19 protein-coding genes are annotated in these 22,034 nt (G+C 56.7%); 14 read left to right on the top strand and 5 right to left on the bottom strand.

Annotated features, from left to right (window positions below):
- Window positions 1-31 precede the first annotated feature (31 nt).
- The 3 genes from garK to garL are packed head-to-tail and all read right to left on the bottom strand — an operon-like array spanning window position 32 to window position 2,916.
- The gene (garK, locus tag AM329_RS21330) at window positions 32-1,177 is read right to left on the bottom strand and encodes a glycerate 2-kinase (protein WP_003862672.1); all 1,146 of its coding nucleotides are present in this window, start codon (window positions 1,175-1,177) and stop codon (window positions 32-34) included.
- A 56-nt stretch (window positions 1,178-1,233) separates the two neighbouring features.
- Window positions 1,234-2,124, bottom strand: coding sequence for a 2-hydroxy-3-oxopropionate reductase (gene garR, locus AM329_RS21325; RefSeq protein ID WP_003862674.1), 891 nt, complete (start codon window positions 2,122-2,124; stop codon window positions 1,234-1,236).
- A 21-nt stretch (window positions 2,125-2,145) separates the two neighbouring features.
- Window positions 2,146-2,916 (bottom strand): 2-dehydro-3-deoxyglucarate aldolase, encoded by a 771-nt coding sequence (garL, locus tag AM329_RS21320; protein WP_003862676.1) that lies wholly within the window; start codon window positions 2,914-2,916, stop codon window positions 2,146-2,148.
- 367 nt (window positions 2,917-3,283) lie between these two features.
- On the opposite strand from garL, the gene garD reads away from it, so the two are divergent.
- A complete protein-coding gene (gene garD, locus AM329_RS21315) occupies window positions 3,284-4,855 on the top strand; it encodes a galactarate dehydratase (RefSeq protein WP_023314892.1) in 1,572 nt (523 codons plus the stop codon).
- Between the two features lie 541 nt (window positions 4,856-5,396).
- Here the strand turns inward: garD and AM329_RS21310 are convergent.
- Window positions 5,397-6,200: a DeoR family transcriptional regulator gene (locus AM329_RS21310; protein ID WP_032607968.1), complete on the bottom strand. Its 804-nt coding sequence runs from the start codon at window positions 6,198-6,200 to the stop codon at window positions 5,397-5,399.
- A gap of 239 nt (window positions 6,201-6,439) precedes the next feature.
- Between AM329_RS21310 and kbaZ the strand changes: the two genes are divergently transcribed.
- The 11 genes from kbaZ to AM329_RS21255 all read left to right on the top strand — a co-directional run bounded on the left by kbaZ (window position 6,440) and on the right by AM329_RS21255 (window position 18,534).
- The gene (gene kbaZ, locus AM329_RS21305; protein WP_032607970.1) at window positions 6,440-7,747 is read left to right on the top strand and encodes a tagatose-bisphosphate aldolase subunit KbaZ; all 1,308 of its coding nucleotides are present in this window, start codon (window positions 6,440-6,442) and stop codon (window positions 7,745-7,747) included.
- A gap of 19 nt (window positions 7,748-7,766) precedes the next feature.
- Window positions 7,767-8,240 (top strand): PTS N-acetylgalactosamine transporter subunit IIB, encoded by a 474-nt coding sequence (gene agaV, locus AM329_RS21300; RefSeq protein WP_003861728.1) that lies wholly within the window; start codon window positions 7,767-7,769, stop codon window positions 8,238-8,240.
- Between the two features lie 10 nt (window positions 8,241-8,250).
- Complete coding sequence (agaW, locus tag AM329_RS21295) at window positions 8,251-9,030, top strand: PTS N-acetylgalactosamine transporter subunit IIC (RefSeq protein WP_003861730.1); 780 nt, start codon at window positions 8,251-8,253, stop codon at window positions 9,028-9,030.
- Window positions 9,020-9,898, top strand: a complete 879-nt coding sequence (agaE, locus tag AM329_RS21290; RefSeq protein ID WP_022651905.1) for a PTS N-acetylgalactosamine transporter subunit IID — start codon at window positions 9,020-9,022, stop codon at window positions 9,896-9,898. Before agaW ends, agaE begins: the two co-directional genes overlap by 11 nt.
- Before the next feature lie 17 nt (window positions 9,899-9,915).
- Window positions 9,916-10,350 (top strand): PTS galactosamine/N-acetylgalactosamine transporter subunit IIA, encoded by a 435-nt coding sequence (gene agaF / locus AM329_RS21285; protein ID WP_003861734.1) that lies wholly within the window; start codon window positions 9,916-9,918, stop codon window positions 10,348-10,350.
- Entirely contained in the window at window positions 10,347-11,480 is a 1,134-nt protein-coding gene (gene nagA / locus AM329_RS21280; RefSeq protein WP_032607972.1) for an N-acetylglucosamine-6-phosphate deacetylase, read from the top strand. Before agaF ends, nagA begins: the two co-directional genes overlap by 4 nt.
- A 246-nt stretch (window positions 11,481-11,726) precedes the next feature.
- Entirely contained in the window at window positions 11,727-12,869 is a 1,143-nt protein-coding gene (locus tag AM329_RS21275; RefSeq protein ID WP_003861737.1) for an SIS domain-containing protein, read from the top strand.
- A gap of 12 nt (window positions 12,870-12,881) precedes the next feature.
- Window positions 12,882-13,754 (top strand): tagatose-bisphosphate aldolase subunit KbaY, encoded by an 873-nt coding sequence (gene kbaY / locus AM329_RS21270; RefSeq protein ID WP_032607973.1) that lies wholly within the window; start codon window positions 12,882-12,884, stop codon window positions 13,752-13,754.
- Between the two features lie 117 nt (window positions 13,755-13,871).
- A complete protein-coding gene (malX, locus tag AM329_RS21265) occupies window positions 13,872-15,443 on the top strand; it encodes a maltose/glucose-specific PTS transporter subunit IIBC (RefSeq protein ID WP_032607974.1) in 1,572 nt (523 codons plus the stop codon).
- A 12-nt stretch (window positions 15,444-15,455) separates the two neighbouring features.
- Window positions 15,456-16,628, top strand: a complete 1,173-nt coding sequence (locus AM329_RS21260) for a MalY/PatB family protein (RefSeq protein WP_023314897.1) — start codon at window positions 15,456-15,458, stop codon at window positions 16,626-16,628.
- A gap of 16 nt (window positions 16,629-16,644) precedes the next feature.
- Window positions 16,645-18,534 (top strand): enterotoxin, encoded by a 1,890-nt coding sequence (locus AM329_RS21255; RefSeq protein ID WP_023314898.1) that lies wholly within the window; start codon window positions 16,645-16,647, stop codon window positions 18,532-18,534.
- Window positions 18,535-18,601: 67 nt separating this feature from the next.
- Here AM329_RS21255 and rsmI read toward each other — a convergent pair whose 3' ends face one another.
- A complete protein-coding gene (gene rsmI, locus AM329_RS21250) occupies window positions 18,602-19,465 on the bottom strand; it encodes a 16S rRNA (cytidine(1402)-2'-O)-methyltransferase (protein WP_032607975.1) in 864 nt (287 codons plus the stop codon).
- Window positions 19,466-19,526: 61 nt separating this feature from the next.
- Between rsmI and AM329_RS21240 the strand changes: the two genes are divergently transcribed.
- Complete coding sequence (locus AM329_RS21240) at window positions 19,527-21,665, top strand: penicillin-binding protein activator (RefSeq protein WP_032607976.1); 2,139 nt, start codon at window positions 19,527-19,529, stop codon at window positions 21,663-21,665.
- Window positions 21,623-22,018, top strand: coding sequence for a YraN family protein (locus AM329_RS25680; RefSeq protein WP_003861751.1), 396 nt, complete (start codon window positions 21,623-21,625; stop codon window positions 22,016-22,018). The genes AM329_RS21240 and AM329_RS25680 overlap by 43 nt, the downstream gene beginning before the upstream one ends.
- Window positions 22,019-22,034 lie beyond the last annotated feature (16 nt).

Here is a 22,034-nt window from a genome sequence, read left to right as displayed (position 1 = left end):
GCGCGCAGTATAGAGGGTTTGCGCGTCGCTGTCACCCCTGGCTACGCATGCCTACCTGCAATGTGGCCGCGATATTCCGCGAGGCGCGGTAAATGTTGTCATACGCGCCCTGGAACGCCTCTTCCAGTGAGCCGATGCGGGTCAGTACGCTGAACACCGCATCGATGCCGTACTGATGCACCACACCCACATCCTGCGTCAGACTTCCGGCAATCCCTATCACTGGCTTATGGTATTTTTTGGCGACGCTCGCCACGCCGACGGGCACTTTGCCATTTATGCTCTGGCTGTCGATGCGCCCTTCCCCCGTCAGCACCCACGTGCAGTCGTGAATATGTTCTTCAAGATTGAGCGCCTGAGTGACAATCTCAATGCCGCTTTTCAGCTCTGCGCCCAGGAAGGCCATCAGCGCCGCGCCCATGCCGCCCGCCGCTCCTGCCCCCGGAACCCGGTTGACGTCAATGCGCAGCGTTTTTTTGATCACTTCGGCATAGTGGCTAAGACTGGCGTCGAGTTCGAGGATCATCTCCTCCGTGGCGCCTTTTTGCGGTCCAAAGATACGCGACGCGCCGCTTTCACCGACCAGCGGATTCGTCACGTCACAGGCGACACGGATTGCGCACCCCTGAAGACGCGGATCGAGATCCGAAATATCAATCCGGTTAAGCGCCATCAGGCTGCCGCCGCCGTAGCCGATCTCCGTCCCGTTCGCATCCGTAAACTTCGCGCCCAGCGCCTGCATCATGCCTGCGCCCCCATCGTTGGTTGCGCTCCCGCCGATACCGATAATGATGTTGCGCGCGCCTTTATCCAGCGCGCGGAGGATCAGCTCCCCCGTCCCGCGCGACGTCGTGACCAGCGGGTTACGCTGCGCGGGAGGAACAAGCACCAGGCCGCTGGCGGCGGCCATCTCGATAAACGCGGTGGTACCGTCGCCCGAGATCCCCCAGCTGGCCTTCACCTTTTCCCCTAACGGGCCGGTGACGACAGCCTGCTGCCAGGTGCCCTGCGTAGCGGCGATCATCGCTTCAACCGTACCTTCTCCGCCGTCAGCAACGGGAACAGACACGTAATGAGCGTCGGGGAAAATTTCCCGAAATCCTTTTTCTATCGCCTGCGCCACCTCAGTGGCAGACAGGCTTTCTTTATAAGAGTCTGGCGCGATTACGATTTTCATAGTTGTATGCCTGAGCCGTAGGCCCGGTAAGCGTAACGCCACCGGGCGGGACGTCATTAGCGAGCAATTTCAACCTTCGCCAGCTTTTCGTAATAGCACGCCAACGCGCTGTGATCGGCGGTGCCCAGACCGTCCACACGCAGCGCCTGCATCATCTCCATGACGGCGGCAGTCAGCGGCAACTGCGCGCCCACGCCGTGGGAGGTATCCAGCGCATTCGCCAGATCCTTAATGTGCAGATCGATGCGGAAGCCCGGCCTGAAGTTACGATCCATCACCATCGGCGCCTTGGCATCCAGCACGGTGCTGCCCGCCAGACCACCGCGAATGGCCTGATAGACCAGATCCGGATTAACGCCCGCTTTGGTGGCCAGCGTCAGCGCTTCGGACATGGCCGCGATGTTCAACGCCACAATCACCTGGTTTGCCAGCTTGGTGACGTTGCCTGCGCCAATTTCACCGGTGTGCACCACGGAGCCAGCCATGGCTTTCATCAGGTCGTAGTATTTGTCAAACACGGCTTTATCGCCCCCCACCATCACCGACAAGGTGCCGTCGATGGCTTTCGGTTCGCCGCCGCTGACTGGCGCATCCAGCATCTCCACACCTTTCGCTTTCAGCGCCTCGCTGATTTCGCGGCTTGCCAGCGGTGCGATAGAGCTCATGTCGATCACCACCAGACCCGGCTTCGCGCCGTCGATAATGCCGTTCTCACCCAGCGCCACCTCTTTCACGTGCGGGGAGTTTGGCAGCATGGTGATAATCACGTCGCACTGCTCAGCAATCGCTTTTGCGGTTGTCGCCGTTTCTGCGCCAGCCGCAATCACCTCTGCCACCGCGTCTGAATTACGATCTAAAACCACCAGTGAGTAACCTGCTTTGATGAGGTTTTTGCTCATTGGTTTGCCCATGATACCCAGGCCAATAAAACCCACTTTCAGCGTCATAATCTGTTTCCTCAATGATGGTTATTTTTTAAAAGCGTCCGCTAATTTCTGCGTGGCGGCGCGGAATACGCCGAGATCGCTGCCCACGGCGACAAACGTTGCGCCCCACTCCAGGTAGCGGCGGGCATCGGCTTCCACTGGCGCCAGAATGCCGCACGGTTTACCGTGCGCTTTGGCACGGGCAAAAATGTGCTGAATTGCGCGCTGCACGTCCGGATGGCTGGCGTTGCCCAGATGACCAAAGGCGGCCGCCAGATCGCTCGGGCCGACGAAAATGCCGTCTACCCCCTCCGTCGCGGCAATAGCGTCGACGTTATCGACCCCCTGCTGGCTCTCGATCTGAACCAGAATGGTGATGTTCTTGTTGGACTGGGCGAAATAGTCCGGCACGGTGCCAAACATGTTGGCGCGGTGCGAGACGGACACGCCGCGGATCCCTTCCGGTGGATAGCGGGTCGCCGCCACGGCCAGCACCGCTTCTTCTTCCGTTTCAACAAACGGGATCAGGAAGTTGTAGAAGCCGATATCCAGCAGACGCTTGATGATCACCGGCTCGTTGGTGGGTACACGCACCACCGGCGCGCTGTGGCTGCCTTTCAGCGCCATCAGCTGCGGAATAAACGTGTTGATATCGTTTGGCGCATGTTCGCCGTCCAGCACCAGCCAGTCGAACCCGGCCAGGCCCAGCACTTCGGTGCTGATGGGGTTGGCCAGCGCAGACCAGCAGCCAATCTGAATCTGGTGCGCCGCGAGGGCCGCTTTAAACTTATTCGGGAAGATGTCGTTACTCATTACTTATACCTTTTTTAATTCCGCAGTTTTAGCCAGTAGCTTTTCTTATTTATTCCGACTCAGCGTCAGCGTTATATTTATTTTCCTGACTGAATTTTGGCGTTATAAAATCGTCATTCAGTATAATCGTCACCACCCGGCAATACATTGTTTCAATGCTCAATTATCCAACGGGAGTAGCACGCTATTTTGAGCATATGCCCAATGCAGTGGGCGCTGATGCACAGAATCAACGATTAGTGGTTCGGGAGCGATCGCGATCACATTCTCACCTTTCCTCTCCTGACATTCTTTATTTCCTCAATAAGAAACAATTAACCATCTGGCTATATTTAGTATCAGATATTTTGCTGGAGAAGAGTGAACAATGGCCGATATTGAAATTCGACAGGCGTCGCCGACGGCGTTCTATATAAAAGTGCACGATACCGATAACGTGGCGATTATTGTCAACGACAATGGCTTAAAAGCTGGCACCCGCTTTCCGGATGGCCTGGAGCTGATTGAGCACATTCCGCAGGGGCATAAAGTCGCACTGGTCGATATTCCGGCGCAGGGCGAAATCGTGCGCTACGGCGAAGTCATCGGCTATGCGGTGCGCGCTATCCCGCAGGGTAGCTGGATTGAGGAGTCGCTGGTTGAGCTGCCCACCGCCCCGCCGCTGGAGACGTTGCCGCTGGCTACCCGCGTCCCTGAGCCGTTGCCTCCGCTGGAGGGTTATACCTTCGAAGGTTACCGCAATGCGGATGGCAGCGTGGGAACCAAAAACCTGCTTGGCATCACCACCAGCGTGCATTGCGTGGCGGGCGTAGTGGATTACGTTGTGAAAATTATTGAGCGCGATCTGTTGCCGAAATACCCCAACGTTGACGGCGTGGTGGGTCTTAACCACCTGTACGGCTGCGGCGTGGCGATCAACGCGCCGGCAGCGGTCGTGCCGATCCGTACGATTCACAATATCGCCCTTAACCCAAACTTTGGCGGTGAGGTAATGGTGATTGGTCTCGGCTGTGAAAAATTGCAGCCAGAACGCCTGTTGCAGGGTACTGAGGATGTGAAAGCCATTCCGGTTGACGATGCCAGTGTTGTGCGTCTTCAGGATGAACACCATGTCGGCTTCAGATCGATGGTCGACGACATTTTACAGGTGGCAGAGCGCCATCTGGAGAAGTTGAACAAACGCCAGCGTGAAACCTGCCCGGCCTCTGAACTGGTCGTTGGGACACAGTGTGGCGGCAGCGATGCGTTTTCCGGCGTCACCGCTAACCCGGCGGTAGGTTATGCCTCCGATCTGTTCGTGCGCTGCGGCGCCACGGTGATGTTCTCCGAAGTCACCGAAGTACGTGATGCTATCCACCTGCTCACGCCGCGCGCCGTCAACGAAGAGGTGGGCAAACGCCTGCTGGAGGAAATGGCCTGGTACGATAACTATCTCGACATGGGCAAAACTGATCGCAGCGCCAACCCGTCTCCGGGTAACAAGAAAGGCGGCCTCGCGAACGTGGTGGAAAAGGCCCTCGGGTCGATTGCCAAATCCGGCCAGAGCGCGATTGTGGAAGTGCTCTCCCCTGGCCAGCGACCAACCAAACGCGGCCTGATTTACGCGGCAACGCCTGCCAGTGATTTCGTTTGCGGCACCCAGCAGGTGGCTTCCGGCATTACGGTACAGGTCTTTACCACCGGGCGCGGCACGCCGTACGGCCTGATGGCGGTACCGGTGATCAAAATGGCGACCCGCACCGAGCTGGCAAACCGCTGGTATGACTTAATGGATATCAACGCGGGCACCATCGCCACCGGGGAAGAGAGTATTGAAGAGGTGGGCTGGAAGCTGTTCCACTTCATTCTGGATGTGGCAAGCGGGCGGAAGAAAACCTTCTCCGATCAATGGGGATTGCATAACTCGCTGGCGGTGTTTAACCCGGCGCCGGTGACGTGATTGTCCCTCACCCTGCCCTCTCCCCACCGGGGAGAGGGTAAAAAACCGCACCGAGCAGTCCCCTCTCCCCTATGGGGCTGAGGGTTCCCCACAAAATAATGCCTGCACAGACGGCCCCCTCTCCCTTGAGGGAGAGGGCTGGGGTGAGGGGAAACATACGGCTCTGGTGGTCATTCCGTTCACTTTATGTTCCTTGCTACTCTGTCACGACATGACCGGTGAACGTGCCAGGGTGGCTCAGTCGCCACCACCCTGGCGACCCGGGCTTCCGGCGGAAAATCGCCGCTTCGCGGTGCCTTCGGCTTATTCCTTCCGGCTTATCGGGGACGGGCGGAGGTAACATCCCTGTAAAGCCCGCCCTCTCGGCGCATCCCTGCGCCTCGCCCCGGCCTACAGGAAACGCCTCAGCGATTTACAGCCGGACCGAGGCATCGCTGAAAGCCCTCAGTTATTCTGAGGCAACGTTATAGTTTTTGCTTTCAAATTACTGGGGAACCCTCTCCCCTATGGGGAGAGGGTTAGGGTGAGGGGAAAAGCCTCTTTAGACCAGCACCACATCGATCCCGCTTTTGCGTAACCCTTCCAGGCTTTCCGCAGGAATGCCTTCATCAACGATAATCATGTCGATTCGATGGGTATCAATAATTTTATGCAGGCTTGAACGATTAAACTTGCTGGAGTCCGTGACAACGATAATACGCTCCGCCACCTCGCACATTTTGCGGTTCAGACGGGCTTCATCCTCGTTATGCGTACTCACCCCCCGGTCGAGATCGATGGCATCGACGCCCAGAAACAGCAGGTCAAAATGGTAATTCTGTAAGGACTGCTCCGCCTGGTCGCCGTAGAAGGACTGTGACTGACGGCGCAAATGCCCGCCGGTCATCAGCAGCTCTACGCCTTCCGCTTCCAGCAGCGCGTTTGCCACGTTCATCCCGTTGGTCATGGCAATGACATCGGTGTGCTGGCGCAGCATGCGGGCAATTTCAAAGGTCGTGGTGCCGGAGTCCAGAATAATGCGGTGACCCGGCTTCACCAGTTCAACCGCCGCCTGCGCGATGCTGCGCTTCACTGCCGTATTAAGGGAACTTTTGTCCTCAACGGATGGCTCCACGCCGGGGGCATTGCCTTCGCAAATCAGCGCGCCGCCGTAAGCGCGAACGGCAATCCCCTGCTTTTCCAGAAAGGCCAGATCGTTACGGATCGTCACCGTCGACACGCCGAATAAAAGAGAAAGATCGTTAACCTGCACGCTTCCCTGCGCCCGCAACCGCTGAATGATCTGCTCTCGCCTTTCACTGGTGCCGGTGATGCGCTTCTCTGCGGATGAATCGGTGCTGCTCATACGAGCTCCTTAGTAAATAAACTTTCGTTTCATTTCGTTTTTCTTATTAACGCCTTTCTTTTGAGGGAATGCAAGCCCTGTATGGTAGGCGGACGCAAGCTTAATCGCCGCTGAAACCTTTCATTATGTTTCTTTTGTGAAACAGATCGGAAAACTATTATCTTTCGTTTTATTTTTACATCACCATAATGCAGTATCAAATGAAACAAAACGAAAGATGAATGCCAACACCATCCGAAATGGAGAGGAAAGTGAAACATCTGACAGAAATGGTGGAACAACATAAACGGGGGAATACAAACGGGATTTATGCCGTCTGTTCCGCACATCCACTGGTACTTGAAGCTGCAATACGTTACGCCCATTCACAACAGACGCCTCTGCTGATTGAAGCCACCTCAAACCAGGTGGATCAGTTTGGCGGCTATACCGGTATGACGCCCGCCGATTTTTATGGGTTTGTCTGCAAGCTGGCGGGATCCCTCGGTTTCCCCACCTCACAGCTGATCCTTGGCGGCGATCATTTAGGTCCAAACCGCTGGCAAAACCTGCCAGCTTTGCAGGCGATGGCGAACGCCGACGATCTGATCAGAAGCTACGTGGCGGCCGGATTTAAAAAAATTCACCTCGATTGCAGCATGTCCTGCGAAGACGACCCGGTTCCTTTAACCGATGCAATCGTTGCCGGGCGTGCCGCTCGGCTGGCTAAAATTGCCGAAACCACCTGTCTCGAGCAATTTGGCGTAGCCGATCTGGTCTACGTTATCGGCACGGAAGTTCCGGTTCCCGGTGGGGCACACGAGACGCTGACCGAGCTTGAGGTCACCACGCCAGAGGCGGCACGCGCCACGCTTGAGGCACACCGCCACGCATTCGAGAAGGAAGGGTTAAGCGACATCTGGCCGCGCATTATTGGCCTGGTCGTTCAGCCTGGCGTTGAGTTCGACCATGCGCACGTTTGTGACTATCAACCGCATAGAGCCGTCGCGCTGAGCAAGATGGTTGAAGCCTACGACACGCTGGTATTTGAAGCACACTCTACCGATTACCAGACGCCGCAGGCGCTGCGCCAGTTGGTGAAAGATCACTTCGCCATTCTGAAAGTCGGCCCTGCGCTAACCTTCGCGCTGCGCGAAGCGCTGTTCTCACTGGCAGCAATTGAAGAAGAGCTGCTGCCGGCAAAAGCCTGCTCAGGGCTGCGTCACGTCCTGGAAAACGTGATGCTCGATCGCCCGGAATACTGGCAAAGCCACTATCACGGCGACGGCAATGCCCGTCGCCTGGCCCGCGGTTACAGCTATTCCGACCGCGTGCGCTATTACTGGCCAGACAGCCAGATTGACGACGCCTTTGAGCGGCTGGTACGCAACCTGGCGGATGAACCGATCCCGCTGCCGCTGATCAGCCAGTATCTGCCGTTGCAGTACAGCAAAGTTCGCGATGGCGCTCTCAGCTCCACACCACGGGAACTCATCCTCGACCACATTCAGGACATACTCCAGCAGTACCATGCCGCCTGCGAAGGCGTAACGACTCAACACGCATAATTAAAAAGAGGAAAACGCTATGCCAAACATTGTCTTATGCCGCATTGATGAACGCCTGATCCACGGTCAGGTGGGCGTACAGTGGGTGGGGTTTGCGGGGGCGAACCTGGTGCTGGTGGCAAATGACGAGGTTGCAGACGATCCGGTTCAGCAAAACCTGATGGAGATGGTGCTTGCGGAAGGCATCGCCGTGCGTTTCTGGTCTCTGCAAAAAGTGATCGACAACATTCATCGCGCCGCCGACCGGCAGAAAATTCTGCTGGTCTGTAAAACACCGGCTGATTTTTTAACGCTGGTCGAGGGCGGCGTGCCCATCACCCGTATTAACGTCGGAAATATGCATTACGCCAGTGGCAAACAGCAAATTGCCAAAACGGTATCTGTAGACGCGAACGATATCGCCGCGTTTAACGGCCTGAAGGCGGCCGGAGTGGAATGCTTCGTTCAGGGCGTTCCAACAGAGACTGCTTTGGATCTCTTTAAACTGCTCTGAGGGATTCACAATGGAAATCAGTCTGTTGCAGGCTTTCGCGCTGGGGCTTCTCGCCTTTATAGCGGGCCTGGATATGTTTAATGGCTTAACACACATGCACCGTCCAGTGGTGCTCGGGCCACTGGTTGGCCTGATTCTGGGCGATTTGCACACCGGAATTCTGACCGGCGGTACGTTAGAACTGGTCTGGATGGGACTCGCGCCGCTGGCGGGCGCGCAGCCGCCAAACGTGATTATCGGCACCATCGTTGGCACCACATTTGCCATTACTACAGGCGTGAAGCCGGATGTCGCCGTTGGGGTCGCCGTGCCGTTTGCCGTGGCGGTTCAGATGGGGATCACCTTCCTCTTCTCGGTGATGTCCGGCGTGATGTCCCGCTGCGATCGCATGGCGGCTAACGCAGACACCCGTGGTATTGAACGGGTCAACTATCTGGCACTGCTGGCGCTCGGCGTCTTCTACTTCCTGTGCGCATTTCTGCCCATCTACTTCGGGGCTGAACATGCGAAAACCGCCATTGACGTGCTGCCGGAACGTCTGATCGACGGTCTCGGCGTCGCGGGCGGCATCATGCCAGCGATCGGCTTCGCCGTGCTACTGAAGATCATGATGAAAAACGTTTACATCCCTTACTTCATTATCGGCTTTGTCGCCGCGGCCTGGCTGAAACTCCCGGTGCTGGCGATTGCCGCGGCTGCACTGGCGATGGCGCTGATCGACCTGCTGCGCAAATCGCCTGAACCCACGGCGCCTGCGGCCCAGAAAGAGGAATTTGAAGATGGCATCTAATCACACCACCCTGCCGGGCGTGTCTGAAAGTGAAGAGACACTGCTGACCGGCGTGAATGAAAACGTCTACGAAGATCAGAGTATTGGCGCTGAGCTAACGAAAAAGGATATTAACCGTGTCGCCTGGCGTTCCATGCTGCTACAGGCCTCGTTTAACTACGAGCGTATGCAGGCCTCCGGCTGGCTGTATGGGCTACTGCCCGCGCTGAAAAAGATCCACACCAATAAGCGGGACCTGGCGCGCGCCATGAAAGGCCATATGGGCTTCTTTAACACCCACCCGTTCCTGGTGACCTTCGTCATCGGCATTATTCTGGCAATGGAGCGTTCCAAGCAGGATGTGAACAGCATCCAGAGCACTAAAATTGCCGTCGGCGCACCGCTCGGTGGCATTGGTGACGCCATGTTCTGGCTGACCCTGCTGCCCATCTGCGGGGGGATTGGCGCCAGCCTGGCGCTACAGGGATCCATTCTTGGCGCGGTGGTCTTTATCGTTCTGTTTAACGTGGTGCATCTCGGCCTGCGTTTTGGTCTGGCGCACTATGCCTACCGAATGGGTGTCGCCGCGATCCCGCTGATCAAGGCCAACACCAAAAAGGTTGGTCATGCTGCGTCCATTGTCGGAATGACAGTGATTGGCGCGCTGGTGGCAACCTATGTGCGCCTGAATACCACACTCGAGATTAAAGCCGGGGATGCGGTCGTCAAACTGCAAACCGATGTGATCGACAAACTGATGCCCGCCTTTCTGCCGCTGGTCTACACCCTGATTATGTTCTGGCTGGTACGCCGTGGCTGGAGCCCACTGCGCCTGATTGGTATCACCGTGGTGCTGGGCGTTGTCGGTAAATTCTGTCACTTCCTGTAAAAAGCAAAGAGGTTGCGATGTTAGGCATTATTTTGACGGGTCACGGCGGTTTTGCCAGCGGGCTGCAACAGGCGATGAAGCAAATCCTCGGCGAACAGCCGCAGTTTATCGCCATCGATTTTCCGGAAAGCTCCACCACTGCGCGGCTGACCGCGCAGCTTGAGCAGGCAGTGAATGAACTGGATGCAGAGCACGATATCGTGTTTCTCACCGATCTTCTCGGCGGTACGCCGTTTCGTGTGGCCTCTACCCTCGCGATGCAGCGCCCCGGCAGCGAAGTGATCACCGGCACCAATCTCCAGCTTTTGCTGGAGATGGTTCTGGAGCGCGACGGATTAAGCAGTGAAGCCTTTCGTTTGCAGGCGCTGGAGTGCGGCCATCGCGGCCTGACCAGCCTGGTGGATGAACTTGCACGCTGTCGCGAGGAAGCGCCCGCCGAGGAAGGGATATGAGCCAGCTGCTGCGCGCGCGTCGTCTGCTTACCGGGCAAGGCTGGCTGGATGACCATCAGCTGCGTATGGATAGAGGCGTCATCACCGCCATCGAGCCGATTCCGGCAGGGGTTAACACCCGCGAGGCAGACCTGCTTTGCCCGGCATACATTGATATCCACGTCCACGGCGGCGCGGGTGTGGATGTGATGGATGATGCCCCCGACGTGCTGGACCGGTTAGCCATACATAAAGCGCGTGAAGGCGTAGGGGCGTTTCTGCCTACCACCGTCACCGCTCCGCTGGAGGCGATCCATGGCGCGTTACGGCGCATTGCCCGGCGCTGTCATGCCGGTGGCCCCGGCGCGCAGCTCCTGGGCAGCTATCTGGAAGGCCCGTACTTTACACCGCAGAACAAAGGGGCGCACCCGCCAGAACTGTTTCGCGAGCTGGATCTCGCGGAACTTGATGAGCTGATTGCGGTTTCGCAGAACACGCTGCGGGTGGTGGCGCTTGCTCCGGAAAAAGTGGATGCCCTGAAGGCGATCCATCACCTCAAGCAAAAAGGGATACGCGTCATGCTGGGCCACAGCGCCGCTACATACGCGCAAACCCTGGCCGCATTTGATGCAGGCGCAGACGGGCTGGTGCACTGCTACAACGGCATGACGGGATTACACCACCGGGAGCCGGGCATGGTTGGCGCCGGGCTTACGGACCCACGCGCGTGGCTGGAGCTTATTGCCGACGGGCATCACGTTCATCCTGGAGCCATGCGGCTATGTTGTTGCTGCGCGAAGGATCGTACGGTGCTGATTACCGATGCCATGCAGGCGGCGGGTATGCCTGATGGGCGCTATACGTTGTGTGGTGAAAATGTCGAGATGCAGGGCGGCGTTGTTCGCACGGCCTCGGGCGGGCTGGCGGGCAGCACGCTCGCGCTGGATGCCGCCGTGCGGAATATGGTGGAGCATACGGGGGTCGCCCCAGAAAACGCTATCCATATGGCCTCGCTGCATCCCGCCCGTCTGCTCGGTATGGATCACTTGCTGGGATCGTTAGCACCAGGCAAACGCGCCAATATTATTGCGCTCGATGCGGGTTTACACCTCCGGCAGATCTGGATCCAGGGTCAGGCTCTTTCCCTGTAGCCCCTTCACAGTGTGCTCTGTTGGCCTTACGGAAGACGATCGTAAGGCCTTTCTTTTCCTTTCCTTGATCTTCGCCTTTCCTTTCGCGATCACACTTTTCGTTTTATTTCTTTTTCGCCATTGAACTTTCGATTTCTTTTCTATAGATTTTCTTTAACTGCTAAAGTAAACAAGTGAAACGAAACGAAAGATAGCGACACATTTGCCAGCGTCTGATGTGGAATTCACACGACTAAGGACTGAGTTATGCCACAAACCACTACCACCACCGGCACCTGGACCGAAAAAGAGATCCGCCAGCAGCCAGCCAGCTGGCTTCGCTCGCTCAACAATATTGATAATCTGCGCGCGTCGATCGACAGTTTTCTGACGCCACTGTTGCGCAAGCCCGATCTGCGGATCGTTCTGACCGGCGCGGGTACGTCTGCTTTTATCGGCGACATCATTGCGCCATGGCTTGCCAGCCACACGAGAAAAAATATCACCGCGATACCTACGACCGATCTGGTCACCAACCCGATGGATTACTTCAGCCCTGCGCACCCGCTGCTGCTGGTCTCTTTCGCCCGTTCTGGCAATAGCCCGGAGAGCGTCGCTGCCGTTGAGCTGGCGAATCAGTTTGTTCCGGAGTGCTACCACCTGTCGATCACCTGTAATGAAGCGGGCAGCCTGTATCAGAATGCCGTCGACAGCGATAACGCCTGCGCTCTGCTCATGCCAGCCGAAACGCACGATCGCGGGTTCGCGATGACAAGCAGCATCACCACCATGATGGCGAGCTGCCTGGCGGTATTCGCACCGGAAACGATCAACAGCAAAACGTTCCGCGACGTGTCCGATCGCTGTCAGGCGATCCTCACGTCGCTTGGCGATTTCAGCCCCGGCGTCTTTGGTAACGAACCGTGGAAACGCATTGTTTATCTGGGCAGCGGTGGATTACAGGGCGCCGCACGGGAGTCAGCGTTGAAGGTGCTGGAGCTGACCGCCGGCAAGCTGGCGGCATTCTACGATTCGCCAACGGGTTTCCGTCACGGGCCTAAGTCGCTGGTGGACAACGAAACGCTGGTCGTCGTGTTTGTCTCCAGCCATCCGTACACGCGTCAGTACGATCTGGATCTGCTCGCCGAGCTGCGACGCGATCGTCAGGCTATGCGCGTGGTAGCCATTGCAGCCGAAACGGATCCGGTCATTGAAGCTGGCCCGCATATCCTGCTGCCGCCTTCCCGTTCATTTAACGATATGGAGCAGGCGTTCTGCTTCCTGATGTACGCCCAGGTCTTCGCACTGACCCAGTCTCTGCACGTTGGCAATACGCCGGATACGCCATCCGCCAGCGGTACGGTTAACCGTGTGGTCCAGGGCGTCGTTATTCATCCGTGGCAGGCTTAAGAGGACAGGCTCATGAGTATTATTTCTACCAAATATCTTTTGCAGGACGCACAGGCGAAGGGCTTTGCCGTTCCGGCCTTTAACATCCATAACGCCGAGACGATCCAGGCGATCCTCGAAGTCTGTAGCGAAATGCGATCGCCGGTGATCCTCGCGGGTACGCCAGGGACGTTTAAACATATTGCGCTGGAAGAGATTTACGCCTTGTGCAGCGCGTATTCCCTTACTTATCACATGCCGCTGGCGCTACACCTCGATCACCACGAATCGCTGGACGACATTCGCCGCAAAGTCCATGCCGGCGTACGTAGCGCAATGATCGACGGTAGCCATTACCCCTTCGAACAAAACGTCAAGCTGGTGAAATCGGTCGTCGATTTCTGCCACCTCAACGACTGTAGCGTCGAGGCCGAACTGGGCCGACTGGGTGGGGTGGAAGATGACATGAGCGTCGACGCCGAAAGCGCGTTCCTGACCGACCCGCAGGAAGCAAAACGCTTTGTCGAACTGACAGGCGTGGACAGCCTCGCCGTCGCCATCGGTACCGCGCACGGTCTCTATACCAAACGCCCAAAAATCGACTTCCAGCGGCTGGCCGAGATCCGCGAGGTAGTGACAGTGCCGCTGGTGCTGCATGGTGCAAGCGATGTGCCGGATGAGGATGTGCGCCGCACCATTGAGCTGGGCGTCTGCAAAGTTAACGTCGCAACAGAGCTGAAAATCGCCTTCTCTGACGCAGTCAAAGCCTGGTTTGCCGAGAACCCACAGGGCAACGATCCGCGCTTCTACATGCGCGTCGGCATGGATGCCATGAAAGAGGTGGTCAGAAGCAAAATCACCGTTTGCGGCTCGGCGAACCGGCTGCTGCTTCCGGCTGAAGCCTGAACCCATCGCGCATAACGTTAGTACCTAAAAAAATAACTATAAGCCTCGCAAATATGAAGGCGCGTCCTTAAGCCGGACAGCGCCTTCCATTATCCTAAAAATACGAGGAGTCCCTACATGACACAGGAAAAGTCGTTTAAATCGAAAGCGTGGGAGTTTTTCCAGAGCCTGGGAAAGACGTTTATGTTCCCAGTCTCGCTGTTGGCCTTTATGGGGTTGTTGTTAGGTATCGGTAGTTCTGTCACCAGCCCTTCCACCATCAAAAGTTTTCCCTTTCTGGGCGGCGAGTTAACGCAGCTCACCTTTGGTTTTATCGCCATGGTCGGCGGCTTTGCTTTTACCTATCTGCCGCTGATGTTTGCCATGGCGATCCCGATGGGCCTTGCCAGACGTAATAAAGCGGTGGGCGCTTTTGCCGGATTCGTTGGCTACATGCTGATGAACATGAGCATCAACTACTACCTGACCGCCACCCACCAGCTTGCGGATGCCGCCACCATGAGACCGGTGGGACAATCCATCGTGCTTGGTATTCAAACGCTGGAGATGGGCGTGCTCGGCGGCATTGTGGTAGGGGTGATCACCTACTTCCTGCACGAACGCTTCCAGGACACGGTGCTGCACGACGCGTTTGCCTTCTTTAGCGGCATTCGTTTTGTACCGATTGTTACCGCCCTCACCCTGTCGCTGGTCGGCTTGTTTATCCCCCTGCTGTGGGAATATGTGGCAATGGGCATTGCCGGGATTGGTCATATCATCCAGAGCACCAGCGTCTTTGGGCCGTTCCTGTATGGCGTGGGCGTGCTGCTACTCAAACCTTTTGGCCTGCACCACATCCTGCTGGCGATGGTGCGCTTCACCCCGGCGGGCGGCATTGAGATGGTTAACGGCCAGGAAGTGGCCGGTGCGCTGAACATTTTCTACGCCGAGCTGAAAGCCGGCCTGCCGTTTAGCCCGCACGTTACGGCATTTTTATCGCAAGGGTTTATGCCGACCTTTATCTTCGGCCTGCCTGCCGTGGCTTACGCTATCTACCGCACCGCGCGTCCGGAAAACCGTCCGGTGATTAAAGGGCTGCTGCTTTCTGGCGTGCTGGTTTCAGTTGTCACGGGTATTTCAGAGCCGATTGAGTTCCTGTTCCTGTTTATTGCCCCTGTGCTTTACGCGTTTCATATCGTTATGTCTGGCCTGGCGCTGATGGTGATGGCGCTTCTCGGCGTCACTATCGGCAACACCGACGGCGGTATTCTGGATCTGCTGATCTTCGGCGTCATGCAGGGGATGTCGACCAAATGGTATCTGCTGTTCCCGGTGGGTATGGCCTGGTTTGCTATCTACTTCTTCGTCTTCCGCTGGTACATCCTCAGGCACGATATTAAAACGCCGGGCCGTGAGGTTGACGCGCAGGGTGCGCTCCAGGCGGTGGAAGCCAATACCCGGGCACGTGGAAAATCAAAATACGATCATGGGCTTATTCTTCGCGCGCTTGGCGGTAAAGAGAATATTGAGTCGCTCGACAACTGCATCACCCGCTTACGTCTGGTGGTGAAAGATATGGGGCTTATCGACCAGCAGGCGCTGAAGGCCGCGGGCGCCTTGTCAGTCGTGGTGCTTGATGCCCACAGCGTTCAGGTGATCATCGGCCCGCAGGTGCAGAGCGTCAAATCCGGCATTGAAGCCTTAATTTAACAGGGGGACGTTGTGTTTGATTTCGACAGAATCATTGAGCGTAAAAGCGATAAATGCCGTAAATGGGATCATGCGTTTGTGTGCTCGCGTTTCGGTGATGTCCCGGAGGGATTTATCCCGCTGTGGATAGCAGACATGGATTTCACCTCGCCACCCGCCGTGATTGAAGGCTTCCAGCGCATCGTGGAGCATGGCACCTTCGGTTACACCTGGTGCTTCGACGAATTCTACGATGCGGTCATCGCCTTCCAGCGCACCCGACATCAGGTTGAGGTGCATAAGTCATGGATCACCCTGACCTACGGCACCGTTTCCACGCTGCACTATACGGTTCAGGCGTTCTGCAAACCCGGCGACTGCGTGATGATGAACACCCCGGTGTATGACCCGTTTGCGATGGCGACACAGCGACAGGGCGTGCGGGTGCTTGCAAATCCGCTGAGCGTGAAGGAAAACCGCTATCACCTGGATTTTAATCTGATTGAAGTTCAGCTCAAAACTCACCGTCCAAAACTGTGGTTCTTCTGCTCGCCGCATAACCCTTCGGGCCGAATCTGGCGCGCGGATGAGATACGCCAGGTGTCCGATCTCTGTAAGCGCTACGGCACGATTCTGGTGGTTGATGAGGTTCACGCCGAGCACATTCTGGACGGTACATTCGTCAGCTGTCTGACTTCGGGCTGTGCCGCCCAGGACAACCTGATTGTGCTGACCTCCCCCAATAAAGCGTTCAACCTTGGCGGGCTAAAAACATCCTACTCGATAATTCCAGACGATTCGCTGCGCCAGCGTTTCCGCCAGCAGCTGGAGAAGAACTCCATTACCTCGCCCAATATCTTCGGCGTGTGGGGAATTATTCTGGCCTATCAGCAGGGTCTGCCATGGCTCGACGCGCTGAATGGTTATCTGCGCGGCAATGCCCGCTACCTTGCGGATGCTATCCAGACCCACTTCCCTGCATGGAAGATGATGAACCCGGAGTCGTCGTATCTCGCCTGGATAGACGTCAGTGCGGACGATCGCAGTGCGACGGCGCTAACCCAACATTTCGCCAAACAGGCTGGCGTGGTCATCGAAGATGGCAGCCACTACGTACAAAACGGCGAAAACTACCTGCGTATTAACTTCGGCACCCAGCGCTACTGGCTGGAACAGTCCATCAACCGAATGCTGAAGCATTACTGATAAGGATCTTACCCCGATGAAAAAAATGCTCACTCTCTCGCTGCTGGCTCTCTGCGTTTCTCATGGCGCGGCGGCAGCAAACTACGCGCTCAGTAACGACAATATTGCCCTTTCGTTTGATGATGCAAATGCAACGGTAGTAGTAACGGACAGCAAAGCTAACCATCCGCTCACGCCCCAGGAGCTGTTCTTTCTGACGCTGCCGGATGAAACAAAAATCCACACCGCTGATTTCAAAATCAAGCACGTCGAAAAGCAGGACAATGCGATAGTCATCGACTTTACGCATCCGGATTTTAACGTAACGGTGAAACTGAACCTGGTGAAGGGAAAATACGCCAGCATCGGCTACACCATCGCCGCCGTCGGGCAGCCGCGGGACGTAGCGAAAATTACCTTCTTCCCGACGAAGAAGCAGTCTCAGGCACCTTACGTTGACGGGGCGATTAACAGCTCGCCAATCGTGGCCGACTCGTTCTTCATCCTGCCAGACAAACCGATTGTGAATACTTACGCTTATGAAGCCACCACGAACCTCAACGTGGAGCTGAAAACGCCAATTCTGCCTGAGACACCGGTTAGTTTTACCACCTGGTTCGGCACTTTCCCGGAAACTAATCAGCTGCGCCGCAGCGTAAACCAGTTTATCGATGCCGTGCGTCCGCGGCCTTATAAGCCTTATCTGCACTACAACAGCTGGATGGACATCGGTTTCTTTACCCCTTACTCCGAGCAGGATGTCATTGGGCGGATGGACGAATGGAATAAAGAATTTATTGCCGGACGCGGGGTGGCGCTGGACGCGTTCCTGCTGGACGATGGCTGGGACGATCGCACCGGACGCTGGCTTTTTGGCCCGGCATTCAGCAACGGTTTTGGCAAAGTCAGGGAAAAAGCCGACAGCCTGCACAGCTCGGTTGGGCTGTGGCTTTCTCCGTGGGGCGGATACAACAAGCCGCGCGATATTCGCGTCTCGCATGCAAAAGAATATGGTTTCGAAACCGTAGACGGCAAGCTGGCGCTGTCAGGGCCGAACTATTTTAAAAACTTTAACGATCAGATCATTAAGCTGATCAAAAACGAGCACATTACCTCGTTCAAGCTCGACGGAATGGGTAACGCCAATTCGCATATCAAGGGCAGCCCATTTGCATCGGATTTTGACGCGTCCATTGCCCTGCTGCACAACATGCGCAGCGCAAACCCGAACCTGTTTATCAACCTGACCACCGGCACCGACGCCAGCCCGTCCTGGCTGTTCTATGCTGATTCAATCTGGCGTCAGGGCGATGATATCAACCTGTACGGCCCCGGCACGCCAGTGCAGCAGTGGATGACCTACCGCGATGCCGAAACCTGGCGATCCATCGTGCGCAAAGGTCCTCTGTTCCCGCTGAACTCACTGATGTACCACGGGATCGTCAGCGCAGAGAACGCTTACTATGGACTCGAGAAAGTGCAAACAGACAGCGATTTTGCCGATCAGGTCTGGAGCTACTTCGCAACCGGAACTCAGCTTCAGGAGCTGTACATCACGCCGTCCATGCTGAATAAGGCGAAGTGGGATACCCTGGCGCAGGCGGCGAAATGGTCGCGTGAGAATGCCAGCGTGCTGGTGGATACTCACTGGATTGGCGGTGACCCAACTTCGCTTCAGGTTTACGGCTGGGCCTCATGGAGTAAAGACAAAGCGATTTTTGGCCTACGCAACCCGTCGGATAAGCCGCAACGTTACTACCTGGATTTAACCAAAGATTTTGAGATCCCGGCAGGAGAGCGTTCGCAGTTTACCCTGAAAGCCGTGTACGGCAGTAATTCGACCGTACCAGAGGAGTATAAAAACGCTGTGGTAATTACGCTGCAACCGCTGGAAACGCTGGTATTTGAGGCGATGCCGGGGAAATAGTGAGGCTCTGACACGGTGTAGGCCGGGTAAGGCGAAGCCGCCACCCGGCAAAACAGGCGGCAGGGGCTTATTCCCCCTGCTGCTCCAGCGCATATTTATACAGTGCATTTTTCTTCACGCCGTGGATCTCCGCCGCCAGCGCCGCCGCTTTTTTCAGGGGGAGTTCAGCCTGTAGCAGAGCCAGCGTACGCAGCGCATCGGCAGGCAGAGCGTCTTCCTGCGCTTTGTGCCCTTCAACAATCAGCACCATTTCGCCCTTGCGGCGGTTTTCATCCTCTTTCACCCACGCCAGCAGTTCGCCAACCGGCGCACCGTGAATGGTTTCCCACGTTTTGGTCAACTCGCGCGCCAGCACCACGTAGCGCCCTTCGCCCCAGACGGTCACCATATCTTCCAGGCTTTCCAGCAGACGGTGAGTTGATTCGAAGAAGATCAACGTACGCGGTTCAGCTTCCAGATCCTTTAACACATCGCGACGGCCTTTGGATTTAGCAGGCAGGAAGCCTTCGTAGCAGAAACGATCGGACGGCAGGCCCGCAGCGCTTAACGCCGCAATCGCCGCGCACGGCCCGGGCAGCGGCACAACGCGGATGCCTGCTTCACGGCAGGTGCGTACCAGATGGTAGCCCGGATCGTTGATCAGCGGCGTTCCCGCATCGGAGACCAGCGCGATGTTCTGCCCTTCTTTAAGCTTCGCCACCAGCGATTCGGCTTTTTGTTGCTCATTGTGATCGTGCAGGGCAAACAAACGGGCGTTAATGGCAAAGTGTTGTAGCAGTAAACCGGTATGACGGGTGTCTTCAGCAGCAATTAAATCAACAGCTTGCAATACGGTGAGCGCACGTTGGGTAATATCAGACAAATTCCCGATAGGAGTAGGTACAATATAAAGCTGGCCTTGAGAATTATCTGCCGTTTCGTGTTGTTTCATTGTTTCGTCCGTATTGCCGATTTAATATTGAGCATTGCGTAAAAAAATCACTGGATACAGTATGGTACCGTTAACGTTTCTTCGAAAAAAAGCCGCGCACAGCGTGCCCCTCCTGCTGGCAGCCCTGATCTTTACCGGCTGCGGCACCCAGGCACCTGACCAGAGCACTGCTCATATGCAGGGATCCGCTCAGGCTGATTCTGGCTTTTATCTGCAACAAATGTCGCAGAGTACAAATGATACCAGGATCAACTGGCAATTACTCGCCATTCGTGCACTGCTGAAAGAAGGGAAAACCCAGCAGGCCGCCGAGCTGTTCAGCCAGCTGCCGCAGGATCTTAACGACACTCAGCGTCATGAGCAGACGCTGCTGTCAGCAGAACTGAAGGTCGCGCAAAAAGATTACGACGGCGCGAAGAAGATCCTCGGCACCATCGATCTCAGCACGCTGGATAAAAACCAGCAGGCCCGTTTCTGGCAGGCCGGTATCACCGCTGAGCAGGGCCGCCCTTCCCTGACGCTACTCCGCGCGCTGATTGCCCAGGAGCCTCTGCTCGCGGGTGCGGACAAGCAGAAAAATATTGATGCAACCTGGCAGGCGCTCGCCTCCATGACCCAGGATCAGGCCAAAGCGCTGGTAATCAACGCCGATGAAAATGTTCTGCAAGGCTGGCTGGATCTGCAACAGATGTGGTTCAACAACCGCAGCGATCCGAACATGTTGAAAGCTGGCATTACCGACTGGCAAAAGCGTTACCCGCAAAACCCGGGAGCGAAAATGCTGCCAACGCAGCTGGTGAACGTGCAAAACTTTAAGCCCGCCTCCACCAGCAAAATCGCCCTACTGCTGCCGTTAAACGGTCAGGCAGCGGTGTTTGGTCGCGCCATTCAGCAAGGTTTTGAAGCCGCGAAAAACGGCACTACCGCCGTCAGCGGTAGCGCGGTTCCGACCCAGGCAGCACAGGCGGCGAATGTGAATGACGTTGTCAGCCCGTCCGCCGCCGAAACCAGCGACCTGACCACCGCGCAAACCCCTGCGCAGGGCACCATGCAGAATCCGGTTACCGCCCCAACGACGCAGCCCGCTCCCCCTGCGCCTGCGACAACACAGGCCCCGGCTGAAACACCGGCGCCCGCGACGGCAGAACAACCTCAGCCGCAAACCGCGCAGCCGGAACAGCAGCCAGCAACCCAGCCGCAGGCTGTGGCCACCACCAGCGCTAACCCTGGTGCAGAGTTGAAAATCTACGACACCAGCGCCCAGCCGCTTGACCAGGTGCTGGCGCAGGTTCAGCAGGACGGGGCCAGCATCGTTGTCGGCCCGCTGTTGAAAAACAACGTGGAAGCGCTGATGAAGAGCAACACCACGCTGAACGTGCTGGCGCTTAACCAGCCTGAGCAGGTTCAGAACCGCGCCAATATCTGTTACTTCGCCCTCTCTCCGGAGGATGAAGCCCGCGATGCGGCCCGTCATATTCACGAGCAGGGCAAGCAGGCGCCGCTGCTGTTGATCCCACGCAGCACGCTGGGCGATCGCGTTGCCAACGCGTTTGCGCAAGAGTGGCAGACCCTTGGCGGTGGCGTGGTGTTGCAGCAGAAATTTGGCTCAGCTGCCGAACTGAGAGCGGGCGTGAACGGCGGGGCAGGTATTGCCCTCAACGGTAGCCCGGTATCCGCCAGCCTGCCGCAGCAGCAGAGCGTCACCATCGGCGGTCTGACGATCCCAGCGCCCCCTACCGACGCGCAAATCAGCGGCGGCGGTAAAGTGGATTCGGCGTACATCGTCGCTACGCCGGAAGAGATCGCCTTTATCAAACCGATGATCGCCATGCGTAACGGCAGCCAGAGCGGCGCAACGCTCTACGCCAGCTCACGCAGCGCACAGGGTACCGCAGGCCCGGATTTCCGTCTGGAAATGGAAGGACTGCAATACAGCGAGATCCCGATGCTGGCAGGCAGCAACCCGCAGTTGATGCAGCAGGCGCTGGGCGCGGTGCGCAATGACTATTCCCTGGCGCGTCTGTACGCGATGGGCGTCGATGCCTGGGCGCTGGCAAACCACTTCACCCAGATGCGCCAGGTACCGGGCTTCGAGCTTAACGGGAATACCGGCGATCTGACCGCCGATCAGGATTGTGTGATTAACAGGAAGTTATCATGGCTCAAATACCAGCAGGGGCAGATTGTCCCGGCCAGTTAAGCCGTAAACAGACCGGCGACGCGTGGGAGTTAAAGGCGCGTCGCTGGCTTGAAGGCAAAGGACTGCGCTTTGTCGCCGCCAACGTTCGCGGGCGCGGCGGCGAGATTGACCTGATCATGAAAGACGGTCAGACCATCGTGTTTGTTGAAGTTCGCTACCGACAGTCGTCCCGTTTTGGCGGTGCTGCCGCCAGCGTGACGCTCGCCAAACAACAAAAATTATTACAGACTGCCCACTTGTGGCTTGCCCGCCATAATGGGAGTTTTGATACTGTGGATTGCCGTTTCGATGTGGTAGCCTTCACCGGAAATGCGATCGACTGGCTTAAAAACGCGTTTGGCGAAGACGCATAAATAAGATTTTAAAGGG

Origin of the sequence: Enterobacter cloacae complex sp. AR_0002, from assembly GCF_001922365.1 — a bacterium.
Classification (GTDB): Bacteria; Pseudomonadota; Gammaproteobacteria; order Enterobacterales; family Enterobacteriaceae; genus Enterobacter; species Enterobacter hormaechei_C.
Note: the sequence above shows the minus strand (reverse complement) of the source record. Positions and strands in the feature narration are given on the sequence as shown.